Origin of the sequence: Pseudomonas sp. EA_15y_Pfl1_P101 (assembly GCF_963970835.1) — a bacterium.
Lineage (GTDB): Bacteria > Pseudomonadota > Gammaproteobacteria > Pseudomonadales > Pseudomonadaceae > Aquipseudomonas > Aquipseudomonas tritici.
This window is the reverse complement of sequence record NZ_CAXAPA010000020.1, coordinates 46,068-68,788: the sequence shown is the minus strand read 5'-3', so window position 1 is coordinate 68,788 and position 22,721 is coordinate 46,068. Positions and strand designations below refer to the sequence as shown.

23 protein-coding genes, 1 tRNA gene and 4 pseudogenes are annotated in these 22,721 nt (G+C 56.8%); 18 read left to right on the top strand and 10 right to left on the bottom strand.

Annotation, left to right across the window (positions count from 1 at the left end; genetic code table 11):
• The gene (locus tag AACY36_RS25335; protein WP_339421063.1) at positions 1 to 516 is read right to left on the bottom strand and encodes a DUF2062 domain-containing protein; all 516 of its coding nucleotides are present in this window, start codon (positions 514 to 516) and stop codon (positions 1 to 3) included.
• Positions 517 to 651: 135 nt separating this feature from the next.
• Between AACY36_RS25335 and AACY36_RS25330 the strand changes: the two genes are divergently transcribed.
• From AACY36_RS25330 to murB, 8 genes are all read left to right on the top strand, one after another.
• Positions 652 to 2,877 (top strand): DNA internalization-related competence protein ComEC/Rec2, encoded by a 2,226-nt coding sequence (locus tag AACY36_RS25330; protein ID WP_339428207.1) that lies wholly within the window; start codon positions 652 to 654, stop codon positions 2,875 to 2,877.
• Between the two features lie 83 nt (positions 2,878 to 2,960).
• Positions 2,961 to 3,596 carry a MotA/TolQ/ExbB proton channel family protein gene (locus tag AACY36_RS25325; RefSeq protein ID WP_339421067.1) on the top strand — a complete coding sequence of 212 codons (636 nt, stop codon included), beginning with the start codon at positions 2,961 to 2,963 and terminating at the stop codon, positions 3,594 to 3,596.
• A complete protein-coding gene (locus tag AACY36_RS25320; protein WP_339421069.1) occupies positions 3,593 to 4,021 on the top strand; it encodes an ExbD/TolR family protein in 429 nt (142 codons plus the stop codon). Before AACY36_RS25325 ends, AACY36_RS25320 begins: the two co-directional genes overlap by 4 nt.
• Positions 4,021 to 5,031 carry a tetraacyldisaccharide 4'-kinase gene (gene lpxK, locus AACY36_RS25315; RefSeq protein WP_339428208.1) on the top strand — a complete coding sequence of 337 codons (1,011 nt, stop codon included), beginning with the start codon at positions 4,021 to 4,023 and terminating at the stop codon, positions 5,029 to 5,031. Before AACY36_RS25320 ends, lpxK begins: the two co-directional genes overlap by 1 nt.
• A 24-nt stretch (positions 5,032 to 5,055) precedes the next feature.
• Positions 5,056 to 5,241: a Trm112 family protein gene (locus tag AACY36_RS25310; RefSeq protein ID WP_003174668.1), complete on the top strand. Its 186-nt coding sequence runs from the start codon at positions 5,056 to 5,058 to the stop codon at positions 5,239 to 5,241.
• A complete protein-coding gene (gene kdsB / locus AACY36_RS25305) occupies positions 5,238 to 6,002 on the top strand; it encodes a 3-deoxy-manno-octulosonate cytidylyltransferase (RefSeq protein WP_339421073.1) in 765 nt (254 codons plus the stop codon). Before AACY36_RS25310 ends, kdsB begins: the two co-directional genes overlap by 4 nt.
• Positions 6,002 to 6,466 (top strand): low molecular weight protein-tyrosine-phosphatase, encoded by a 465-nt coding sequence (locus tag AACY36_RS25300; protein ID WP_339421075.1) that lies wholly within the window; start codon positions 6,002 to 6,004, stop codon positions 6,464 to 6,466. Before kdsB ends, AACY36_RS25300 begins: the two co-directional genes overlap by 1 nt.
• Complete coding sequence (gene murB / locus AACY36_RS25295) at positions 6,463 to 7,482, top strand: UDP-N-acetylmuramate dehydrogenase (RefSeq protein ID WP_339421076.1); 1,020 nt, start codon at positions 6,463 to 6,465, stop codon at positions 7,480 to 7,482. Before AACY36_RS25300 ends, murB begins: the two co-directional genes overlap by 4 nt.
• Before the next feature lie 76 nt (positions 7,483 to 7,558).
• On the opposite strand, the gene AACY36_RS25290 is transcribed toward murB, so the two are convergent.
• Positions 7,559 to 8,230 carry a Bax inhibitor-1/YccA family protein gene (locus AACY36_RS25290; RefSeq protein ID WP_003174664.1) on the bottom strand — a complete coding sequence of 224 codons (672 nt, stop codon included), beginning with the start codon at positions 8,228 to 8,230 and terminating at the stop codon, positions 7,559 to 7,561.
• A gap of 152 nt (positions 8,231 to 8,382) precedes the next feature.
• On the opposite strand from AACY36_RS25290, the gene AACY36_RS25285 reads away from it, so the two are divergent.
• Positions 8,383 to 8,473: transfer RNA gene (locus AACY36_RS25285), tRNA-Ser, on the top strand.
• A 115-nt stretch (positions 8,474 to 8,588) separates the two neighbouring features.
• On the opposite strand, the gene AACY36_RS25280 is transcribed toward AACY36_RS25285, so the two are convergent.
• On the bottom strand, positions 8,589 to 9,638 hold the full coding sequence (locus AACY36_RS25280; RefSeq protein ID WP_339421077.1) for a tyrosine-type recombinase/integrase: 1,050 nt from the start codon (positions 9,636 to 9,638) through the stop codon (positions 8,589 to 8,591).
• A gap of 11 nt (positions 9,639 to 9,649) precedes the next feature.
• On the opposite strand from AACY36_RS25280, the gene AACY36_RS25275 reads away from it, so the two are divergent.
• The 7 genes and pseudogenes from AACY36_RS25275 to AACY36_RS25245 all read left to right on the top strand — a co-directional run.
• Positions 9,650 to 10,081 (top strand): LexA family protein, encoded by a 432-nt coding sequence (locus AACY36_RS25275; RefSeq protein WP_339497695.1) that lies wholly within the window; start codon positions 9,650 to 9,652, stop codon positions 10,079 to 10,081.
• Positions 10,074 to 10,370 (top strand): Y-family DNA polymerase, encoded by a 297-nt coding sequence (locus tag AACY36_RS25270; protein WP_339421079.1) that lies wholly within the window; start codon positions 10,074 to 10,076, stop codon positions 10,368 to 10,370. The genes AACY36_RS25275 and AACY36_RS25270 overlap by 8 nt, the downstream gene beginning before the upstream one ends.
• Positions 10,371 to 10,381: 11 nt before the next feature.
• Positions 10,382 to 10,714: an IS66-like element accessory protein TnpA gene (tnpA, locus tag AACY36_RS25265; protein ID WP_339421080.1), complete on the top strand. Its 333-nt coding sequence runs from the start codon at positions 10,382 to 10,384 to the stop codon at positions 10,712 to 10,714.
• Positions 10,711 to 11,046, top strand: coding sequence for an IS66 family insertion sequence element accessory protein TnpB (gene tnpB / locus AACY36_RS25260; protein ID WP_339421081.1), 336 nt, complete (start codon positions 10,711 to 10,713; stop codon positions 11,044 to 11,046). The genes tnpA and tnpB overlap by 4 nt, the downstream gene beginning before the upstream one ends.
• A 61-nt stretch (positions 11,047 to 11,107) precedes the next feature.
• Positions 11,108 to 12,634 (top strand): IS66 family transposase, encoded by a 1,527-nt coding sequence (tnpC, locus tag AACY36_RS25255; protein WP_339421082.1) that lies wholly within the window; start codon positions 11,108 to 11,110, stop codon positions 12,632 to 12,634.
• A 595-nt stretch (positions 12,635 to 13,229) separates the two neighbouring features.
• Positions 13,230 to 14,516 carry a group II intron reverse transcriptase/maturase gene (gene ltrA / locus AACY36_RS25250; RefSeq protein ID WP_445262744.1) on the top strand — a complete coding sequence of 429 codons (1,287 nt, stop codon included), beginning with the start codon at positions 13,230 to 13,232 and terminating at the stop codon, positions 14,514 to 14,516.
• Positions 14,517 to 14,575: 59 nt separating this feature from the next.
• Positions 14,576 to 15,655: pseudogene (locus tag AACY36_RS25245) on the top strand (Y-family DNA polymerase); the annotation flags it as partial.
• A 157-nt stretch (positions 15,656 to 15,812) separates the two neighbouring features.
• Here AACY36_RS25245 and yidD read toward each other — a convergent pair.
• Positions 15,813 to 16,019, bottom strand: a complete 207-nt coding sequence (gene yidD, locus AACY36_RS25240; protein WP_339497694.1) for a membrane protein insertion efficiency factor YidD — start codon at positions 16,017 to 16,019, stop codon at positions 15,813 to 15,815.
• Positions 16,016 to 16,258, bottom strand: a complete 243-nt coding sequence (locus AACY36_RS25235; RefSeq protein WP_010457973.1) for a hypothetical protein — start codon at positions 16,256 to 16,258, stop codon at positions 16,016 to 16,018. Before AACY36_RS25235 ends, yidD begins: the two co-directional genes overlap by 4 nt.
• A gap of 74 nt (positions 16,259 to 16,332) precedes the next feature.
• On the opposite strand from AACY36_RS25235, the gene AACY36_RS25230 reads away from it, so the two are divergent.
• Positions 16,333 to 16,524 carry a hypothetical protein gene (locus AACY36_RS25230; RefSeq protein ID WP_339439147.1) on the top strand — a complete coding sequence of 64 codons (192 nt, stop codon included), beginning with the start codon at positions 16,333 to 16,335 and terminating at the stop codon, positions 16,522 to 16,524.
• A 118-nt stretch (positions 16,525 to 16,642) separates the two neighbouring features.
• On the opposite strand, the gene AACY36_RS25225 is transcribed toward AACY36_RS25230, so the two are convergent.
• The 5 genes and pseudogenes from AACY36_RS25225 to AACY36_RS25210 form a co-directional block, all read right to left on the bottom strand.
• A complete protein-coding gene (locus AACY36_RS25225) occupies positions 16,643 to 17,359 on the bottom strand; it encodes a class I SAM-dependent methyltransferase (RefSeq protein ID WP_339439148.1) in 717 nt (238 codons plus the stop codon).
• Positions 17,360 to 18,409: 1,050 nt separating this feature from the next.
• Entirely contained in the window at positions 18,410 to 19,447 is a 1,038-nt protein-coding gene (locus AACY36_RS25220) for a GGDEF domain-containing protein (RefSeq protein ID WP_339437743.1), read from the bottom strand.
• Positions 19,448 to 19,626: 179 nt separating this feature from the next.
• Positions 19,627 to 20,022 (bottom strand): annotated as a pseudogene (locus tag AACY36_RS28465) (methyl-accepting chemotaxis protein); the annotation flags it as partial.
• A gap of 156 nt (positions 20,023 to 20,178) precedes the next feature.
• Positions 20,179 to 20,910: pseudogene (locus tag AACY36_RS28460) on the bottom strand (PAS domain-containing protein); the annotation flags it as partial.
• A gap of 76 nt (positions 20,911 to 20,986) precedes the next feature.
• Positions 20,987 to 21,880 (bottom strand): hypothetical protein, encoded by an 894-nt coding sequence (locus tag AACY36_RS25210; protein WP_339497693.1) that lies wholly within the window; start codon positions 21,878 to 21,880, stop codon positions 20,987 to 20,989.
• A gap of 311 nt (positions 21,881 to 22,191) precedes the next feature.
• Between AACY36_RS25210 and AACY36_RS25205 the strand changes: the two are divergent.
• Positions 22,192 to 22,284: pseudogene (locus AACY36_RS25205) on the top strand (VOC family protein); the annotation flags it as partial.
• Between the last annotated feature and the right edge of the window lie 437 nt (positions 22,285 to 22,721).

Here is a 22,721-nt window from a genome sequence, read left to right as displayed (position 1 = left end):
CTAGGCGCGACGCTGTTTGCGCTGTTTCCATTGGTGCGCCACCCACCAGCGCCAATAGCCCATCGTCAGGCAATAGGCGAGTGCGCCCAGCACCAACCCCAAAACGACTGAGCCCAGCAGGAACGGCTGCCACAACGTACTCAGTTGCCCGCTGATCCATTCCCAGCTCAGGTCGTCGGGCAGGCTGCGGGGGGGCACGTTCATCAGCCACGCGCCGGTCATGTAGGTGCAGATAAACACCACCGGCATGGTGATCGGGTTGGTCAGCCACACCAGGCTGACCGCGATGGGCATGTTGCCGCGCACGGTAATCGCCAGGACGGCCGCCAGCAGCATCTGCAAGGGAATCGGGATAAAGGCCGCGAACAAACCTACGGCCATCGCGCGCGCGACCGAGTGCCGGTTGAGGTGCCAGAGGTTCGGGTCATGCAGCAATGTGCCGAGAAACTGTAATGACTTGTGTTCCCTGATACTGCTGGGGTCAGGCATGTACCGTTTGAATAAGCGCCGTGGCATAAGGGGTCCAGGTCAGTTCGAGGGGCAAGTATGCTCGCATTCTATAAACAGAAAATTCAGACTTTGTGACAAAACATCATAGGCAATGTCGGACGCCCGGCTAAAACTGAGTGGATCACTTTAAAGGGATGATCCATGAGGACAGGGATGTTCGCGTTGGCGCTGGGGTTACTGGCCCTGCGTTTTTTACCTGCATTGCCGCCCACGGGATGGCTGATCGCCTTGCTGGTGCTGGCGTTGATGCTGTTGCCGTTTCGCACATACCCACTGGCGTTTTTCCTGGTGGGGCTGAGCTGGGCATGCATCAGTGCGCAGTGGGCGCTGGATGATCGCCTGAAGCCGACTCTGGACGGCCAGACACGTTGGGTGGAGGGGCGAGTCATTGGGCTGCCGCAGCAAACGGGCGAGGGGGTGCGTTTCGAATTGGCCGACAGCCGGTCGCGAAAGGCCCGCTTGCCCAAACGCATCCGAGTGTCCTGGCGTGGCGGGCCGCCTGTGCGCAGCGGTGAGCGCTGGCGCCTGGCAATCAACCTGAAGCGGCCGGCCGGGTTGCTGAATTTTCACGGATTTGACCGGGAAGCCTGGCTGCTCGCCCAGCGTATTGGCGCCACGGGCACGGTGAAGGACGGCGAACGTCTGGCTGCGGCGCACAGCGCCTGGCGGGACGGCGTGCGCCAGCGCTTGATGGCGGTGGATGCCTTTGGTCGGGAAGCAGGCCTGATCGCCCTGGTGCTGGGAGACGGCTCTGGATTGGCCGCCGCTGATTGGCAGGTGTTAAAGGACACCGGCACTGTGCATCTGCTGGTTATATCCGGCCAGCACATCGGCATGCTGGCGGGCTTGATCTACGGGTTGATCGCCGGGTTGGCACGTTATGGGCTCTGGCCCCGAACCTGGCCGTGGCTGCCGTGGGCGTGTGGCCTAGCGTTCACGGCTGCACTGAGTTACGGCTTGCTGGCCGGGTTTGGCGTGCCGGTGCAGCGCGCCTGTGTGATGGTGGGGCTGGTGCTGTTATGGCGGCTGCGCTTCCGGCACCTTGGGCTGTGGTGGCCGTTACTGTTGGCGCTCAATGGGGTGTTGGTGCTGGAGCCGTTGGCCAGTTTGCAGCCGGGGTTCTGGTTGTCGTTTGCGGCGGTGGCAGTGCTGATCCTGGCGTTTGGTGGGCGGTTGGGACCGTGGAGCGTGTGGCAGGCGTGGACCCGCCCCCAGTGGTTGATTGCCGTTGGATTGTTTCCTGTTTTGCTGGTGCTGGGGTTGCCCATCAGCCTGAGTGCGCCGCTGGCCAATCTGGTCGCCGTGCCCTGGATCAGCCTAGTGGTGTTGCCGCTGGCGTTGCTTGGGACAGCGTTGCTGGCGTTGCCGTTTATGGGGGAGGGATTGCTGTGGCTGGCGGGCGGGGCGTTGGATGGGTTGTTCAAGGGCTTGGCGTGGCTTGCCGGACAACTGCCTGCCTGGATTCCGACCGACGTACCGCAGGGGTATTGGCTGCTGAGCCTGCTCGGTGCGCTGCTGTTACTGTTGCCCAAGGGCGTGCCATTTCGGTTGCTGGGCTTGCCGATGCTGTTGCTGGCGGTGTTTCCCCCGCGTGAACTGGTGCCCCATGGGCAAGTGGAGGTGGTGCAGTTGGACGTTGGCCAGGGGCAGTCGCTGATCTTGCGCACTCGCCATCACACCTTGCTCTACGACGCCGGCCCGCGCTCCGGAACCTTTGATCTGGGCGCGCGCGTTGTGTTGCCGTCGCTGCAAAAACTCGGAGTAAAGACGTTAGACATGATGTTGATCAGCCATGCCGACGCGGATCATGCCGGCGGCGCGGGGGCGATTGCCAAGGGGATGCCAATCAAACGCGTGGTGGGCGGGGAAACCGAGGGCCTGCCGGCGTTTCTCGGTACGCAGCCGTGCAACAGTGGCGAACGGTGGACCTGGGACGATGTGACGTTCGAGCTGTGGCAGTGGCCGGACGCTATCAGCGGCAACCCGAAGTCCTGCGTGTTGCAGGTGCAGGCCAATGGCGAGCGTTTACTGTTGACCGGCGATATCGACCGCGCGGCGGAACAGGCAATGCTCGCCTCACCTCTGGCAGTGCCCACCCATTGGTTGCAGGCGCCACACCATGGCAGTCGCAGCTCTTCGTCCTGGGCGTTTGTGGAACGCCTTGCCCCTCGTTCTGTGCTCATTTCACGAGGGCGCAGCAATGCGTTCGGCCATCCGCATCCGCAGGTGATGGCGCGCTACCAGCGGTTGGGCAGCGAGGTCTATGACAGCGCCGAGCAGGGCGCCGTGCGCCTGCAACTGGGGGCATTTGCACCACCGGTTGTTGCGCGCAGTCAACGCAGGTTCTGGCGTGAACGGTTACCTTAGGCGCTTGTGGCCGCAGCCGATGGGGTCTGTGGCCGACGAACCTATATGGTAAAGTGGCGCACTTTTTCAAGGGGGCATTCACTGTGTGGGAATTGGTCAAATCCGGCGGCTGGATGATGTTGCCGATCATCATAAGTTCTATCGCCGCACTCGGCATCGTCGCCGAACGCCTGTGGACCCTGCGTGCCAGTCGCGTCACCCCCGAGCATCTATTGGGGCAGGTCTGGGCTTGGATCAAGAACAAGCAACTGGACAAGGAAAAACTCAAGGAACTGCGCGCCAACTCCCCGTTGGGTGAAATCCTTGCGGCCGGCCTGGCCAACTCCAAGCATGGTCGCGAGATCATGAAAGAGTGCATCGAGGAGGCTGCCGCCCGCGTCATCCATGAACTGGAGCGCTACATCAATGCCCTCGGCACCATCGCTGCCATGGCGCCATTGCTCGGTTTGCTGGGGACGGTGCTGGGTATGATCGATATTTTCAGCTCGTTCATGGGCTCCGGCATGACCACCAACGCGGCCGTATTGGCAGGTGGTATCTCCAAGGCGCTGATCACCACGGCAGCGGGCCTGATGGTCGGTATTCCTTCGGTGTTCTTCCACCGTTTCCTGCAACGGCGCATCGATGAGCTGGTGGTCGGCATGGAGCAGGAAGCCATCAAACTGGTGGAAGTCGTGCAGGGCGACCGTGACGTTGACCTGGTTGGGGGCAAAGCGTGAAATTTCGCCGCAAGCACCGGGAAAATGTCGATATCAACCTCGCGTCGCTCATCGACGTGGTGTTTATCCTGCTGCTGTTTTTTGTCGTCACCACCTCCTTTACCCGGCAAACCGAGCTGCGCGTCGACCTGCCGGAAGCCGTGAGCGGTTCGCCGGCCGAAGACCAGGAGGTCAAGCAACTGGACATCGCCATCAGCGCCGACGGGGTGTTTTCAGTGAATAACCAGTTGCTCGAAAAGAACGATCTCAACAGCCTGATGGATGCCTTGCAGAAAGAGTCCGGCGGCGATACCAAGCTGCCGCTGTCGATCAGTGCCGATGGCAAGACCCAGCACCAGGCTGTGATCACTGCGATGGATGCCGCCGGCAAGCTCGGTTTCAGCCATCTGCGCATGACCACCGTCGAGGCAGCGAGCCAACCCTGATGGCCATGTCCGATCGTTTGCTCAAGGCCTGGTACGAGGGCCATCCGATGCTCACGTTGCTGCGGCCGCTTGAATCCTTGTACCGCCGAGTGGTGCAGCGCAAGCGCGCACGTTTCCTTGCGGGTGAGGGCGAGATCTATCAGTCGCCGGTGCCCGTGGTGGTGGTCGGTAATATCACGGTGGGTGGCACCGGCAAGACGCCGTTGATCCTGTGGTTGATTGAGCACTGCCGACGTAGCGGCTTGCGCGTGGGGGTGGTCAGCCGAGGGTATGGGGCCAAGCCGCCGCAGTTGCCGTGGCGGGTCGAAGCCAACCACAGTGCTGAAGTGGCGGGTGACGAACCCTTATTGATCGTGCAGCGCTGCGGCGTACCGTTAGTGATCGACCCCGATCGCAGCCGTGCGGTCAAGGCGCTGCTGGCCAGTGAAACCCTGGACCTGATCCTCTCCGACGATGGCCTGCAGCATTACCGCCTGGCCCGCGACCTTGAATTGGTGCTGATCGACGCCGCCCGTGGCCTGGGCAACCGCCGTTGCCTGCCGGCGGGGCCGTTGCGCGAACCGGTGGAGCGGCTGCAGAGTGTCGATGCGCTGTTGTATAACGGCGCCGCAAGCGACCGAGACGATGGTTTTGCCTTTCGCTTGCAGCCTTGCGCACTGGTCAATCTGAAGACCGGCGAGCGTCAGCCGGTCGATCACTTTGCGGCGGGCCAGCAGGTGCATGCGGTCGCCGGCATCGGCAACCCGCAGCGTTTCTTCAACACCCTTGAAACGCTACACTGGCAGCCGATACCCCATGCGTTTGCCGACCACGCGCCGTACAGCGCCGAAGTCCTGAATTTTACACCGTCATTGCCGCTGGTCATGACCGAAAAGGACGCGGTTAAGTGCCGCGCCTTTGCCCAGCCCGACTGGTGGTACCTTGCGGTGGATGCGCTGCCGTCGCCGGCGTTTGTCGCCTGGTTCGACATGCAGCTGATGCGCCTGTTGCCTGCCCGTCTCTTGCCTTAAACCGCTTCTATCCAGGAAACACTCATGGACACCAAACTGCTCGATATCCTCGCTTGCCCGATCTGCAAAGGCCCGCTCAAGCTCAGCGCCGACAAAACCGAGCTGATCAGCAAAGGCGCCGGCCTGGCTTACCCGATCCGTGATGGCATCCCGGTAATGCTGGAAAGCGAAGCCCGCACCCTGACTACCGATGAGCGCCTGGATAAATGACCACAGCCTTTACCGTTGTCATTCCTTCCCGCTACGCGTCGACCCGTTTGCCGGGCAAGCCGCTGCAACTGATCGGCGATAAGCCGATGATCCAGTTGGTGTGGGAACAGGCCTGCAAAAGCAGCGCCGAGCGCGTGGTGGTGGCCACCGATGATCCGCGCATCATCGAAGCCTGCAAAGGCTTCGGCGCTGAGGCCGTGCTGACTCGCGAAGACCATAACTCCGGCACCGATCGCCTGGCCGAAGTGGCCACAAAACTCGGCCTGGCACCTGATGCCATCGTGGTCAACGTGCAAGGTGACGAGCCGTTGATTCCGCCGAGCGTGATCGACCAAGTGGCGGCCAACCTGGCCGCCCATGGCGAAGCGCGCATGGCGACCCTGGCCGAACCGATCGAAGACATCGACACCCTGTTCAACCCGAACGTGGTGAAAGTGGTCAGCGACATCAATGGGCTGGCGCTGACGTTCAGCCGTTCGACCTTGCCGTGGGCGCGCGACGCCTTCGCCAAAAACCCCGACGTATTGCCGGGAGGCGTGCCGTATCGCCGTCATATCGGCATCTATGCCTACCGTGCCGGTTTCCTGCATGACTTCGTCAGTTGGGGCCCGTGCTGGCTGGAAAACACCGAATCGCTGGAGCAACTGCGTGCCTTGTGGCACGGCGTGCGCATTCATGTGGGCGATGCGCTGGAAGCGCCGCCGGCTGGTGTCGATACGCCGGAAGACCTTGAGCGCGTCCGTCGCCTGCTGGGGGCCTGATGGAGGTCTTGTTTGTCTGCCTGGGCAATATCTGTCGCTCGCCCACCGCAGAAGGCGTGCTGCGCCATAAGTTGCGCGAAGCGGGTTTGACAGGGCAGGTCGAGGTAGCGTCCGCCGGTACGGGTGAATGGCATATTGGCAACCCACCGGATAAGCGCAGCCAGCGTGCGGCGCTGGTGCGCGGCTATGACTTGTCGGCCCAGCGAGCCCAGCAGGTCTCCCGTGCCGACTTTGCGCGCTATGACCTGATCCTGGCCATGGACCACAGCAACCTGCGCAACCTCAAGGCTATGCAGCCGGGCCAAGGCACAGCGGAGCTGGACCTGTTCCTGCGCCGCTACGATGGCGAAGTGGACGAAGTGCCAGACCCGTATTACGAAGGTGAACAAGGCTTCGAGCGGGTCCTGGACCTGATTGAACGCGCCTGTGATTTATTGGTGATCGAATTGAAGGGCCGGTTATGACCTTGCAGGTGCTCTCGCAGGTATCGCTCAAGCACTTCAATAGCTTTGGCATCGACGTACGCGCCCAGTTGTTCGCCGAGGCTCACAGCGACGATGACGTCCGCGAGGCCCTGGCTTATTCAGCCGCACATGCGGTGCCACTGTTGGTGATCGGCGGTGGCAGCAACTTGCTGCTGACCCAGGACATTCCTGCGCTGGTCTTGCGCATGGCGACCCACGGCGTCCGCGTGGTCCACGATGACGGCACGCAGGTGGTGGTCGAGGCGCAAGCGGGCGAAGCCTGGCACCCCTTCGTGTTGTGGACCCTGGAACAGGGGTTCTGTGGCCTGGAAAACCTCAGCCTCATCCCCGGTACCGTTGGCGCAGCACCGATGCAGAACATCGGCGCCTACGGCGTGGAGATCAAGGACGTATTCGCTGGCCTGACCGCCCTGGATCGCCACACCGGCGAACTGCGCGAATTCAGTCTGGAAGAATGCAACTTTGCCTACCGTGACAGCGTGTTCAAGCACGAAACCGGCCGCTGGCTGATCCTGCGGGTGCGCTTTGCCCTGAGCCGCACCCGCCACCTGAAACTCGACTATGGCCCGGTGCAGCAACGCCTGGCGGGGCAGGGGATCACTGAAGCGACGCCGAGCGACGTCAGCCGTGCGATCTGCAGCATCCGCCGGGAAAAACTGCCGGACCCGGCAGAGCTTGGCAATGCCGGGAGCTTCTTCAAGAACCCCTTGGTGTCCCAGGTGTTGGCGGCTGAGCTGCAGGCACTGTACCCGGACCTGGTGGCTTATCCGCAGCCCGATGGGCAGATGAAGCTCGCGGCCGGTTGGCTGATCGACAAGGCTGGCTGGAAAGGCTTTCGTGAGGGGGATGCAGGTGTGCACAAACTGCAGGCGCTGGTGTTGGTCAACTATGGAGGCGCCTCGGGGCACGATATTGCCAACCTGGCTCAGCGGATCCAGCAGGATATTGCGCAGCGCTTCAAGGTTGATCTGGAGATGGAACCCAACAAATACTGAAACCTGCTCTTAACGGCGTAAAAACAAAAATGCCCCGTATCTTTCGATACGGGGCATTTTTTATTGCGTTAACTAATCAGTCATCGCGGCTCATGATGCCGAAGATCTGCAACAGGCTGATAAACAGGTTGTAGATCGACACATACAGGCTCACGGTCGCCATGATGTAGTTACGCTCACCGCCGTGGATGATGGCGCTGGTCTGGAACAGGATGCACACCGAGGAGAACAGCACAAACCCCGCGCTGATCGCCAGTTGCAGGCCGCTGATTTGGAAAAACATACCTGCGACCACAGCCGCCAGCAGCACAAAGAAGCCTGCGGTGATGAAGCCGCCCAGGAAGCTCATGTCCTTACGGGTGATCAGCACGTAGGCCGACAGGCCACCAAACACCAAGGCCGTCATGGCAAACGCCGAGCTGACCACTTCCGCACCGCCGGCCATGCCGAGGTAACGGTTGAGGATCGGGCCGAGGATGAAGCCCATGAAACCGGTCAAGGCAAACGCCGACACCAGACCCCAGGCCGAGTCCCGCAGCTTGTTGGTCAGGAAGAACAGCCCATAGAAGCCGATCAGTACGACAAAGATGTTCGGGTAACCGACGCGCATCTGCTGAGCCACAAACGCCATTACGCCGCTGAATGCGAGCGTAAGGGCGAGCAAGCCATAGGTGTTGCGCAACACGCGGCTGACTTCAAGCTGCTCAGCCTGCGCGTTGCCATTCACTGCGTAATTCTGTTCGCGCATGGCGACACTCCTTCGGTTTTGAAACGTTCAGTCGCAAAGATCATAACAGACGCTCTGTAACAAGCGATGCCGAGAGTTTGACAGTGTGTTTCATTCGGGTATTATGGCGCCCGCTGAGACAGGATAGGCTACTATAATCCTGTGATGCGCAAGGGAAATTGGCAGAGTGGTTGAATGCACCGGTCTTGAAAACCGGCGAACGTTAATAGCGTTCCCAGGGTTCGAATCCCTGGTTTCCCGCCAAGATTCAAACAAAAGCCCCGCAAATGCGGGGCTTTTGTGTTTCTGGCGTTTGGGCAGGAAAGGCGGTTTTTGACAGGCGTTCCGAAACTTTTGGGTAGGCGTTCCGAAACTTTGCCTATTTGGAGGGTTTAGCGGTCGCGCCAATCCTCCTGTACACCCGCTTCGTGATCTCCTGCTTACTGTGCCCCAGTAGCAAGCTAGCGTCGCCAATATCGATGATTTCCGATGCCGCTTTCGGTCGGATGTCGCGAAACTGGAACCCGCCAATCTTTGCGGCGAGCAGCGGATCGCCCTGTTCGATTGCTTTGGCGCAGGCCTTCTCCCGTGCTTTGTCCCAGCGCAAGCGCAGCATCCCCTTCGTCATTCGCTTTCCGTGCCTGTTTATTAGCAGGTACTTCGAGACGTGACCGGCATTCCGCTCCGTTATTTCCCGAATCAACTTACCCAGGCTGTTCTCTCCCTCCGATGTGCGCATCAGAATCCTCAGCTTTAGGCCGGTCTTGCCTTGCGTGACGAGGAAGTAATCACCCTCTACGTCATCACTGCGCATGACGATCACGTCTGCCGGCCGTTGGCCCGTTAGGTAGCCCAGGTCCATGGCTTCCTTGAGTTCAGGCTCAGCCATTCCGTAGACCGCATCCCAAACCACGGCATTGGCGTAGTAGTCACGCGGTGTTTCCTTGTTCTTTCGGATGCCCTGGCACGGGTTCTCCCGCTCGGTCAGGCCCCATTCCCGCGCCATGTTGAAAACGTGGGAAAGCAGGGCGATTTCCCGGTTTGCCCGAACCCTGGCGGTGCGGGCGTCGCGGTATCCGGCGATGTTGGCTGGTGTGATCGAGTCGATTGGCGCCCCGTCGAACATGGGCCGAAGCTGTTTAAGTTCGGCCAGGTTGTCTTTCTGGGTACGCTCACCTTTTTTCGGAATGACGTCGCGGACGTATCGATCAAAGATCCCCTTCATCATCGTCAGGTCTGCTGGCTTTTCCTTGGCTTCAAGCTCTGCCCACTTCAAACGGGCTTTGCTCAAGTCTCCGCCGAGCGGGATTTCTTTTCCGGTCGAGTCTCTGTAGTAGTAACCGACCCATACTTTACCGTTCTTGCGAGGGCGTTTTCGACGCACCATTCCAGGCGGCAAGTCCCTGTTTTCAGTGTTTCGAGGCCGCATCTCAGTTCACCGTGGAGAAGTCAGGTGTCCAGGCTGGTCCCATCGCAGAAGTCGGCGCGAAGCTGCCTTTGTGCTCGTTCCAGGTTCCGGCCGGCTTTCCTTCGCCTGCAGCGGATCACATTGAGCAGCACATCTCATTGGATGAGGTCCTGAATATCCGTGCGCCCCACGTGTACCTGGTAGCAATCACCGGTGAGAGCATGCAGGGTATCGGGATCTTCGATGGTGACTTCGCCGTGGTGGATCGTGCTATTGAGCCTATGCATGGGCACGTGGTGGTGGCCCTGCTGAACAATGAGCCTGTCTGCAAGCGCTTGTGTAAGCGCGGCCGGGAGATCGTCCTGCTGTCCGAAAACCCCAAGTTCCCCGCACGCTACGTTCTTGAAGGCGACGAACTGTCGATCTGGGGCGTCATCACCAGCACAGTGCGCAGCCATGTCTAAGCACGAGCCAACCTTTGCACTGATCGACTGCAATAGCTTCTATGCCAGTTGCGAGCGGGTATTCCGGCCCGACTTGGCGAAGGTGCCCATAGTGGTGCTCAGCAACAACGACGGTTGTGTCATCGCCCGTAGCTACGACGCCAAGCCTTTCATCAAGATGGGTGAGCCTTATTTCCAAATTAAACACAAGCTCAAGCGTATGCGTCCGGCCAAGTCATCTACCCAGCCCCGCAAAGCCAAGACATGGTGTGCACTTAAATTTAAGTGGACACCAGTTCTAGCCTTTTAAGCGGGTATTTCATGCAGCCAACACGCCGTTCCTATTCCAAGTCCTTCAAGGCACAGGTCATTCAAGAGTGTGCCCAGCCCGGCGCTTCGATTGCCAGCATCGCACTCAGTCATAACCTCAACGCAAACCTCGTACACAAATGGATTCGGCTGCAATCGCAGAAAAGCACAGCGCTGCAACCTGCGTTTATTCCGTTACCTGTACCGCTGGCCGGGGCAAGCTTGCACCCGGCCTCATCGAATATCTGCGTTGAAATACAACACTCGCGCGGCACTGTAAAAGTGAACTGGCCCACTGAAAATGCTGCTGCCTGCGCGACCTTTCTTCGAGACCTTCTACGATGATTCGCATCGACTCCATCTGGCTCGCCACCGAGCCGATGGACATGCGCGCAGGCACCGAAACGGCGTTAGCCAAGGTGATCGCGGTGTTCGGTGCGGCGCAGCCGCACTGTGCTTATCTGTTCGCCAACCGCCGCGCCAATCGCATGAAAGTGCTGGTGCATGACGGCTTCGGAATATGGCTGACGGCGCGCCGGTTGAACCAAGGCAAGTTCCACTGGCCTGGCATTCGCCATGGTTCTGAAATGGAACTGGATACCGAGCAACTTCAGGCATTGGTGCTGGGTCTGCCATGGCAACGCGCAGGTTCTGGAGGCTCGATCACACTGCTCTAACGGCTGCCATTAGCCTATCGGTCTATCGCCGCGAAGCGCCTGCTCTGGCAAAATCCGGCGCATGACTTCTTCTCCCAATCTCGACCAAATGTCCCCCGACCAACTGCGTGCTTTGGCAGCGCAGTTGCTGTCGCAAGTCGACACGAAGGGCAAGAAAATCAACCGCGACCAAACGCTGATCGAGAAACTGACCCACGAGATCGCCCAGCTCAAGCGTTTGAAGTTTGCCAAGCGCAGCGAGCAGATGAATCCTGAGCAGGCCAGTTTGCTAGATGACCTGATCGATACCGATATCGCAGCGATTGAAGCAGAGCTTCAGGCCTTGCAGACAGTGCCAGCGGCGACCGAGAAAAAGCAGAAACCCAAGCGCACTGCATTACCGGCTGAGTTTCCACGCACACTGATCCATCACGAACCGGACAACACTCACTGCCCATGCGGCTGCGCCCTCAAGCGCATCGGTGAGGACGTTAGCGAGAAGCTGGACTACACGCCCGGCGTGTTCACCGTCGAACGCCATGTCCGTGGCAAGTGGGTCTGCGATGACTGCGAAACGCTGATCCAGGCACCGGTTCCGGCGCAGGTTATTGATAAGGGCATCCCGACTGCGGGCCTACTTGCACACGTCATGATTGCCAAGTTTGCGGACCATCTGCCGCTTTACCGTCAGGAATCGATCTTCGGTCGAGCGGGCCTGGCGATTCCACGCTCAACCTTGGCTCAATGGGTTGGCGTGACGGGCGTGCAGTTGCAGCCTCTGGTCGACGCGCTGCGCGAAGTAGTGCTTGGGCAACAAGTCATCCACGCAGATGAAACACCGGTGCAGATGCTCATGCCGGGAACAAAGAAAACTCACCGTTCCTATGTGTGGGCCTACGCCACCAGCCAGTTCTCGGACTTGGCAGCGGTGGTTTATGACTTCAGTCCCAGCCGTGCCGGTGAGCATGCTCGCAACTTCCTGCAAGGCTGGAAAGGTAAGTTGGTCTGCGACGATTTTGGCGGTTACAAGGCCAGCTTCGAACTCGGCGTGACCGAGATTGGCTGCATGGCCCATGCCCGGCGCAAATTCTTCGAATTGCACGCTACTAACAAGAGCCAGCTCGCCGAGCAGGCCCTGCGTTACATCCAGTTGCTGTACGAAATCGAGAGCGAAGTGCGCGATCTGGAGCCGGATTTACGGCGCCGAATACGGCAAGAAAAAGCCGTACCGGTGATGGATAGACTGCATGCCTGGATGATCGCCCAGCGTGATCTTGTGCCCGAAGGTTCGGCCATCAGCAGAGCACTCGATTACAGCCTCAAACGCTGGGCAGCGCTGTCGCGCTACCTCAATGACGGGGCCGTACCCATTGATAATAATTGGGCGGAGAACCAGATCCGACCATGGGCCCTTGGACGCAAGAACTGGCTCTTCGCCGGATCGCTACGCAGCGGAAAAAGGGCGGCGGCGATCATGAGCTTGATCCAGTCTGCGCGGCTGAATGGTCATGACCCGTACGCCTATCTAAAGGATGTTCTCACGCGCCTGCCGACGCAGCGGGCGAGTGAAATCGAGCAGCTGCTTCCGCATAAGTGGCAGCCGGTTTAATCACGCAAGACGTGATGCCCGGACGCATAGTGCGCCAGTTAAAGCTGGCGGAGGATAGTCGATGAAAGTTCGATACTGGTAAGAAATGGCGAATCAACCAGACCCCGAGTCATGCATGTTGCACCGTGAGGTGCAGGGTGAAGCGTTGACAGGGGAAACCGATGGGCCAGCCATTGAGCCGCGTAATCAGGAATCCGGGATGCCGATGCTGTTATGCGAAGCAGAAGGCAATACGGAGCATGGCGTTATACGCCAGTCATGCTCTGATCCCGCGCGGTCGGAGACCCTGTGCACGTCGGGAAGTCCTTCGCACAGAAACTGGGAGATCTCGGCAATGCCCGGTGCGCAAGCACCGGGCGGAGCAGGAAAGGCCAAAAGCCGTAACCCTGCTGTCTACGTTGTTGAGAAGTCGGATACGTCCGTAGTACCTGAGAAACCGTCGAACAAGGGGCCAAGCCCTGCGGAGAGGGTGGAGGAAAGGGACGTAGCCAAGGGAAACACCAACACTTCCCCCGCGCCCCGGACACAGAGCCGGATCAGTTGCGCGTCGATGGGACTTGAAGGTGTACGTGAAGCAGCCCGAAGGAATAAGGGCATGCAGTTCACGGCTTTGCTGCACCACGTTACACCGCAATTACTGGCGCAGAGCTTTTATGCCCTGCGCCGGGATGCAGCGGTGGGCGTGGACGGCATGTCGTGGCGAGAGTACGAAGAAGGTCTTCTCCAGCGGGTAAGTGATTTGCACGCACGGCTTCATAGTGGTGCCTATCGGGCAACGCCGTCGCGACGGGTCTATATTCCCAAAGCCGACGGTAGGCTGCGCCCGCTGGGCATTGCCTCTCTGGAGGATAAGATCGTACAACAAGCAGTTGTCACTGTTCTGAATGCGATCTATGAAGAAGACTTTCTAGGATTCTCGTATGGGTTTCGGCCGGGACGTAGCCAGCACGATGCGCTGGATGCATTAACGGTCGCGCTCAAGGGCCAGAGGGTGAACTGGATATTGGATGCGGATATCACGTCGTTCTTTGATGAGATCGACCATGAATGGATGCTGATGTTTCTGGGACACCGAATTGCAGATCGGCGCCTGCTCGGACTTATCTGCAAATGGCTTCAGGCGGGAATAATGGAGGAAGGCCGTAGGGTGGCTGCGGCCAAGGGGACTCCCCAAGGCGCAGTGATATCTCCGTTACTGGCGAATATCTATCTCCACTACGTGCTGGATCTGTGGGCAAGGCAGTGGCGCGAGCGCCACGCCCGTGGCGATGTCATCGTTGTGCGCTACGCGGACGACAGTGTTGTGGGTTTCAGGTTGAAATCGCAGGCCCAGCAATTCTTGCAGCAATTACGAGAACGACTGGCCAGGTTCGGTTTATCGCTTAATGCTTCGAAGACACGGCTGATTCAGTTTGGTCGTTTCGCTACGAGAAATCGCAGAGACCGAGGCTTGGGTAAACCGGAGACGTTTGACTTCCTAGGCTTCACACACTGTTGTAGTACCAACAGGATCGGTGGTTTTCAAATACTGCGTCTGACGGTCAAGAAGCGAATGCGTGCAACGCTGCTGGTCATTCGGGATGAGCTGAAACGTCGACGTCATGAGCCCATCCGGGTTCAAGGGCAATGGCTAAACCGAGTGGTCAGTGGGTATTTCAATTACCACGCGGTGCCGGGAAACCTAATACGTCTTGGCGGTTTTCGTTTGGCGGTATGTCGTCTATGGCGGCAAGCTCTCAAGCGACGCAGCCAGCGTAACCGGCTTCAGTGGTCACGCTACGGACGCCTTGCCGACCTCTATGTACCTAGCCCCAGAAATGCACATCCTTACCCTGAGGATCGCTTCGCGTCACATACCCGAGGCAGGAGCCGTATGCGGTAGTTCCGCACGTACGGATCTGTGCGGGGGGCGGCAGGTAATTGCCGTCCCTACCGCGACCGCTCAAGCAGCACGGCATTGTCACGTTCTCCTCCAACTATGCGCTTTACGGCGATATGAGCGAGCGTGTGATGAGCCTGATCGAGGCGATGGTGCCGGCAGTTGAGGTGTACAGCATCGACGAGGCATTCGCTGACCTGACTGGTATAGATGGACTGGATGCCCTAGGCCGGCAGATACGCGCCCAGGTGCTTCGTTGCACTGGTATCCCGGTCGGTGTTGGTATCGCTCACACTAAGACCTTGGCGAAGCTCGCAAACCACACCGCGAAGCGCCTGCAGTCCCAAACTGGTGGGGTGGTCAACATCACCGAACCGGTTAAGCGTGACTGGGTGCTACGCAATACGGACGTGGCGGAAGTTTGGGGCGTTGGCCGCAAGATGAAACTCCATCTTGATGCCATGGGTATCAAGTCGGCTATGGACCTGGCTAAGGCCGATCCGTGGACGCTCCGTAAGAGGTTCAGCATTGTGATCGAGAAGACGGCGAGGGAGTTGTCCGGTACTCGTTGCCTGGAGCTGGATGAGCCGGATCCGCCAAAGCAGGAGATCTGCTGCAGCCGCATGTTCGGCAAGAGGCTGACGGAGCTGCCGCCCATCAAAGAGGCGGTGGCCACCTATATGATGCGTGCATCTGAGAAACTCCGGGCTCAAAACTCGCTTTGCAAGAAGGTACGAGTGTGCATCCGCACTGGCATGTTCAACCCGGAGGAGGCGAAGTATGCCAATGGGGTGGTGGTGGATATGCCATATCCCACTGATGATGTCCGGCTGCTAACGCAGGCAGCAGTGGGTGCGCTTGATCGGATATTTAGGCCCGGCTTCAAGTACAGCAAGGCAGAGGTTATTTTGCTCAACTTGTGCCAACCCGGCGAGTACTCCGATGATCTGTTTGCAATGTCGCAACCAGCCGAGTCAACTCGGGTAATGATGGTGCTGGACGAGATTAATGGTCGGTGGGGTAGAGGTACATTGCGCTCGGCCAGTGTGCCTTCGACGCCAGCTTGGGCTATGCGCCGGGAGATGATGAGCCAGAGCTACACGACCAAGCTAGATCAGCTTTGGTCGATCACATGCAAATAACGACATCTTTCGGCGTGTTTGAGCCTAGCGTGATACCTCCATGCAGGAACGGACCGCTGCCGGGCAGCACAGGCAGAAAACGGCCAAAAGCAGCCCGTCAGGATCATGGCAAGCACAGCTGAACAGTTAAGGCGTCGGGGCTCACTGTCCGACTTATTCATGGAAAATCTTTCCCGCCGTTCGGGTATCGACACCTGCAGATGCGGCCCACAGCCATGCGGCAGCCGTTTAGAACACCATACTTTTTGATCGCTTGTATCGCATAGTTTGAACAGGAAGGCTCAAATCGGCAGGCATCTCGCAATCGAGAGGGAGCAACTCGCTGATAGCAGCGAATTGCTGAGACGGCGCAAAGCTTGATCATCGGGGCTTGCGCAAAGAAATCACGTAATAGTGGTTTAGCACGTTTTTCTTCCCCATTAACGCGTCGAAGCATCCTGGTTTGACTGAAACGCCAATCGTGTCAATCCGATAGAACTCCCACCCATCCTCAGCATGAGTGTTGACCACATTTTGTAGATAAACAGCGGCCTCGTTCCCCCGGTGCTCTTTCGCACGAACTTCAATGTTTGGCGGTACTTGAACCATTTTGTAGATGTACATCCGTGATCACCTTATGAATGCTTGTATTCCCTTGAATACAAAGCGCATTCGCTTTATATCTGGTTCCGAGTCGGATGAACAACCCGAATCGCACGCGCCCGGATCGGCCAGAAAAGAAAGCTCTCGCCTGGGCGCCTTCCGGCCATTGGCTGCCAATCGTGGAAAAGAGCTTTCGGCCGATTGTGTTGAAAAAGTCGCTCCGCTCAAACTGCCCGGATATTGACCGGGAAAAACGCCATTTTTGCACGCTGCTACGTGAAATCTGAGCCCGGAAGCCTCAGCCAAAAGTAAGGATTTGAATCTCAGACGCGTACTTTTCTGCCGTGGAAACTAAGGCCGACTTTTTCAACAGAATCGGCCAAAAGCAGTCATTCGTGACCATGTTCAGACCCCTTTGCACGACAACCACGCCCCCCAGAAAAGGCTGCTGAAGAAACGGGTAGCGTCTCCAAACCCGGCGTCATGCAAGAGTTTTTGAACCGCCGCCTCGGAATGTGGAGGATCAGCGCCTTGAAGGATTTTCCCAAGCTTGACCTTCACTTCATCCGCGCTGGCTCCATGCTGCCGCCACCGCTGCCCCCAGGCCGCAAGCAGTAACGGCTGGCTGGCATAAGCGTATTGATTCCCGGCGACAATCAGCGGTGCACCCGGTTTTAGATGAGCCCGAATGGATCGTAAAATTTGTCGCTTGGTTTCATCTCCATTGAGATGATGGAGTACACCGATCAAGGTCGCTGCGTCGTATGACTCGTCTGCTGCCAGGTCTTCAACTTGCCCAAGATGCATGGACGTTCTTTCAAGCAAGTTGTTTGCCTCTAACTGCTGCTTCGCTGCCTCCAGCATTGGCTCGGATGGGTCAACGGCCGTGAAGCGCCAACTCGGTTCTAGCTTGGCCATCGCAATAATTTCCTGCGCCGTACCGCCAGCGCCAACGACCAGTATTTTTGCCGAACTTGTATTGCCCAGGCTTGCCGCCAGCATGCACGCGGCCAAGTCTTGGCAGGCGTCATATCCAGCTAGCGCAATACGACTCTGTCGTCCGTACTCATTGGCTCGTGAGGTATCAAATTTTTCAGCTGAGTTGAGAGGGGATGATTTCAAGGCGGTTCTCCATGTTCTGAAATCAAGCTACGCCAGACACAGCAATAATAAAAATTCATTAATTTTATGTGGCACATTCCTGCAAGGAATGCGTGGCTCAAAAATTGCTGTTTGCTTGAGCTGATTCAGCCCCTTGTTGACAGTCAACTTTGGGTCGAAAGTCGTCAATCGCGAAGCGCAGCTATTGGCCGGGAGCTGCGGTACGCAACTGAAAGCTTCCGGCCCAAAAAAGCGGCTCCGAATCGCCGAATGAAGGCTAAGAAACCTGATCACCTATCACTATGATGGGTGCTCCGAAGGTTACATCAGATAGCCGAGTAGCCTCAGCTAATGCCCGTAAAGGGGCAGGCAAATCGAAAAGTGTCAGTGGATTCAGTGGGCGGCATTGCAGCTCATACCCCCTCAAGGCCTGGCGTGAATCGCGATGAACGTCTGACCAGTCGTACGCGAAGAACCCACGTTTGGCAAATTCAACGAAAGCGTTTACGCCAGCCCTGGCAGTGACCCGATCTATATCGGACACCTCCGGCAATGAAAGGACAAATTCTTCGGAGTTTTCGACGGAGGGCATTGCGGAATCAGGAACCGGCCCCGGCCCCCCCGTAGTGAAGAGCGCAACCTGCCCGACGGCGTCGGTGGCGACCCATCCAACATCAAAGTCCTGGAGAACGAAGGGAGCCACCATTTGCACCTACTTTATAAAAAGGGACGAGTTGATTTCCTAACTCTACTTGCCAGCCCAGAGTGTGTAAAAGCGCGTCGGCAAACTCTTAAAGCGGGAAGAAATTCGACGAGTTCATTGCCCCAGCTTTAAACATCCGGTTCTGGCCGATTACTGCCCGCTACGACAGGCAGAAATCGGCCATAGGCAGACGCTCAGCGATGGGGGCTGAACGATGTCTCCGCCCCCATCAGGAGCTTGAGAAAGCTTTCAGCCTCTGAACGGTTCTGGAACATTAAAGTGAAGGTGCCCAGTGTAAGCAAGCAACAAAGGGGAGATTCGATTTCTTCGAAAACGATTTTCACAGACGTCCTCCAGTCAAATCTTAACTAAGTAGTTACAGGAAGTAGCGGTTTGACCTGCCTTCCATCCTGAAACACCCGATCCTTACCATCATGCTTGGCTTTATACATATTGCTGTCGGCGCATTTGAGCACTGCTGACATGTCCGATGTCGCTCGGAACTGCGCGACGCCCGCGCTGCAAGTGAATTGATGCGGAGGCAATACACTGCAACGGATGTTGGCCAGCAGGCGCAACGCGTATTCATTAGCAACAGCATCATCTTCGCCCAACAACAAGACACCGAATTCCTCACCACCAATCCGCCCGACACTGTGGCTGCCAGGGGTGGATTTCAGGCACGCGGCCATTGCACACAAAATCTTGTCACCTACATCGTGACCGTACTGATCGTTTTTTAATTTAAACCCGTCAATGTCCAACATTATAAAGTAGCCGCTGTGACCTTCTGCCAATGCATTTTGGAAGATCCCCATAAACGCCCGTCGGTTAAGTAAGGAGGTGAGAAAATCTGTCTCTGCCAATGTCCTGAATTCACTTTCGACCAACAACACTGACTGCATGTTTCTTAGATAGGTAAAGCTGAGAGTGAAACCGATGGACACGGACGCAACGCAAAAAAAGACCAGATAAACTTCCAGTTCCCGGTAAAACCCAACGTCCAAAGTGGGCCACATCAGTATCCAGACCAGCAGTGTAGACAGAAGATAGTCCTGAACCGTGACGAATAAGATAGCACTGCTTACCACGATGATCACAGCTAGGGGCAGCGTAAAGACGCGCAGCTGCACATTGGTGTCAATCACATGCGAAAAGCCGAGTGACAAAACCAATATATAGACGCCGCCGAGCATTCTCCATATGCGGAAATCAGCAACTACGCGATGAACGTACCAAATAACCAACAACGATGCTGTAACCAACAGGTTTGGCAGCTTTAACGTTGTCGCAGGCTCAACCAGCAACACACAAAGCCAGGAAACAATTCCCGCCATTTCAATCTTGGTTACCGCTGGTGACAGCAGCGTTCGCATTCTTGGTCTGATTTTGAAAATCGCCGGCATCCCTAAACTCCTTTTCCGAAACGACCTGAATGTGATGTCAACGCCTGGACATACCTGATCAATGAATTAAGTGTGTTTCAGCATCCAAACGCCTGTTATCAATCAGAAAAACTGCACGCAAAAACTTCCATATTGCTTTCACCATAGGAGGAGGCGTTACCGCGACGCAGATAGAGCGTTCAATGCAGATCGCTGGTGACTCTACCAATGGCTTTCACTACTTGCTTTGCGCCTGACTGTATAGCCGCCATCGCCATACCTGCCTGTTCGGACAACTCCAATAAAACGTCGGCTTGGTCTCTGCTGCACTGGACATGCAACGCGGCTTCGCCGGCCAATTCTCGATTTTGCCTGACCACGCCGTTAATCTCCTGCGTGGCCACACTGGTACGGCCGGCGAGCTTGCGCACTTCATCCGCCACGACAGCGAATCCCCGCCCATGCACTCCAGCGCGTGCAGCTTCGATAGCGGCGTTAAGCGCCAAGAGATTTGTCTGGGTGGCAATGGCGCCGATCGTGTCGACGATGGAACCGATCAACTGCGACTGCGATTCCAGCGCGGTCATGCTATCGGTCACCAAGGCCATCTGTTGGGCAATATTCTGTGTGCCGAGCACGGAGTCGGCGACCAGTTCCATACCTCGGTTAGCTTTCACATCGGCATCTAGCGACACGTCGTAAGCCATGGTCGCTGCTTGTTTGATTCCGTCGGCTTTTTCAACTTGCTCGGTCACTACGCTGGCGAATTTGGCAATTTTATAAACCCGGCCGGAAGCATCTCTGATGGGATTGTAAGTAGCCTCCAGCCAAACCACTTTTCCGCTTTTATCTACCCGGCGAAAGCGACCAGCGTTAAACACGCCCTTGTTCAGACGCTTCCAGAACTCGGTGTAATGCGCCGACGCCACGTCCTCCGCCAGGCAGAACAGGCGGTGATGCTTGCCCTGTATCTCCGCAAGACTGTAACCCATGGCCTGGACGAACGATTCGTTGGCGTAAACGACCTCACCCGCGAGACTGAACTGGATGATCGCCATCGAGCGGTTCAGTGCGCTGAACATTTCGATGGCCTCCTGTTCGTCCCGCTCCAGCGGTGGTGCAACCATGCCGTAGCCTTGAAACGTCCGGTTCGCTGCAGCGATCCAGGCTATATTAAGTGTCACAGCACGGCCGTCGGAGGCACGATAGCGTTGCCGTTCGATGGCGCACAGGTTGGGTGCAAAATCATTCTGCAGTTCCGCGTTGATGTTACTCATTGCCATATTTGAAAGCTGTTCCAGCGAGTATCCCAGCGTTTGCGCAAATCGCTGGTTGGCCGAGATAATCTGGCCATCTCCATTGACACGTACTGAAAGAAAAACCGCTTCGATGTCGGCGACTGTCCCGAGCGCCAGGCACAATTCCTCTTGGCAGGTAAAAAGAGCATTCTTCAACTGGCGATTAAACACGCTGAACTCCGGCATAAACAATTACAACAAAAAGGACAGTGATTAAATCGCTCCCCAAAAGGACGATCGAATAACAAGCGAACTCATCGCGCTAACGCCCACAAACACTGCGAATACCACCAGGCTCGTTTTCTACTTCGCTCTCATCAACTCCCAACTCCATGCTGACACGTGCAATTGCAAAGTAGATTGACATGGCCCGCCGTATCAATTCGAGAAAGGCCGGACTTAACTCCACTAAACGTTTGTCGCATTTGAAATAGCCCAGTAATTGGCCTTCTTTGATCATGCGCTGCATATGCGTTTTGGACACGCCCAGACGCGATGAAAGCTCAACGTAAGAGGATACGTTGTAGCCGGTCTCTAACGAGCCGGTGCGCAGGGCATCAGCATAGAGTGCGAGCATCGGCAGATGACCGCCGTCCCGGTTGAGAATCCATTTCGCTTCAGGCAACAGCTTGTCGAGCAGGAAGTCACCTTCAAGTATCTTGGCAAACCCTCGAAAATATACGCGCGATAGATCAGCATTCTGCCCCAAACCCGATAACCAGCTGTCGTATGGAGAGAGCATTTGCGAAGGCATCAAATACGATTTGATTAGTTGCACGGTACTGCTTAGCGCTTTTTCCGTAGGTCGGAAACTGCGTTGACGTCCATCCTGGTCATGTAGCCGAACATCCAGATATCCGGCGATGGACAAGAATGAGCAATAAGAGTCCAGGCTGTTTCGAGACATATAGCCACGTTCTTGGCAAAATGCCTTTACTTTGGATAAAGGAGCTTTCTCGTCTTTGTAGCTGAAGCTCAATAAAGACAGGGCCACCATGAACCGGTCATATTTCCACAAATTTTTATAAAATGAAGGCTTTTCTCGATAGCTTTCCATGACCAAATCGAAATGCAGTAGAACAGCTTCATCTATATTGCCCCTGGTCATTTCGGAACTGGTCTCTTTCAAATACTCAAGCAGATCAGTCTTGTTCATCGAAGTTACACAACCCTTAATCGGTAATATCAAACAGCTACCAGTCGCAATACGCAGAGTATATGCGTATTCGAACCGCTGGCAGGTTCACCCCAAAAATGTTTTATGACCTGACGCGCTTCGATCACCGCTTATCCGAGTGTGTCTGATCGATGCCCAGCTGCCTAAAGATGCGCGGCGTGCATAAATCCCTTCGACCAATAGCAGCCATCAACGCGTCACTATAATTCCCGCCCGCCCTTGCATCATGATGCTCGCCACGATCCCCTCGTGGCACCGAACTATAGTTGCAGGATCTAACCCATCTTGGAGTGGGCCAGCGTGAATTCATCGCCCAGGATCCCGACGGTTATCTCATCAGGTTGGTAGAGCGGTTGGGTGAGAAGCCGATTTGCTCAATCTGAATTTGAATCTGAGTCAAGCCGATAGTCAGATTTGGGGTTAAGCGGACGTAGTTCAACGTCCGTTAATGGCCGAAAGCAGTCACGATGTATTTCGTAAATCTTTGGGCAATTCTGCGGCTTGCCTTCATTCGACGCGATGCTTGGGAGGGCAAAAACGGTTCCCAAACTCAAAACGCACCCCCTGCAGAATGCGGTCTGTAGCCTGACCGATTGCCATAAGTAATGGAACGCCGACGGCTTTCAGGGCATCGGCCCGCGTGAATTTGCATAGCGGTCTTGAAAACCGGCGAACGTTAATAGCGTTCCCAGGGTTCGAATCCCTGGTTTCCCGCCAAGATTCAAACAAAAGCCCCGCGAAAGCGGGGCTTTTGTGTTTCTGGCATCCGGTGACTCTTTCAGTTGAACACCTGATCGTTTCCGCATCATTTCAGGCAGTT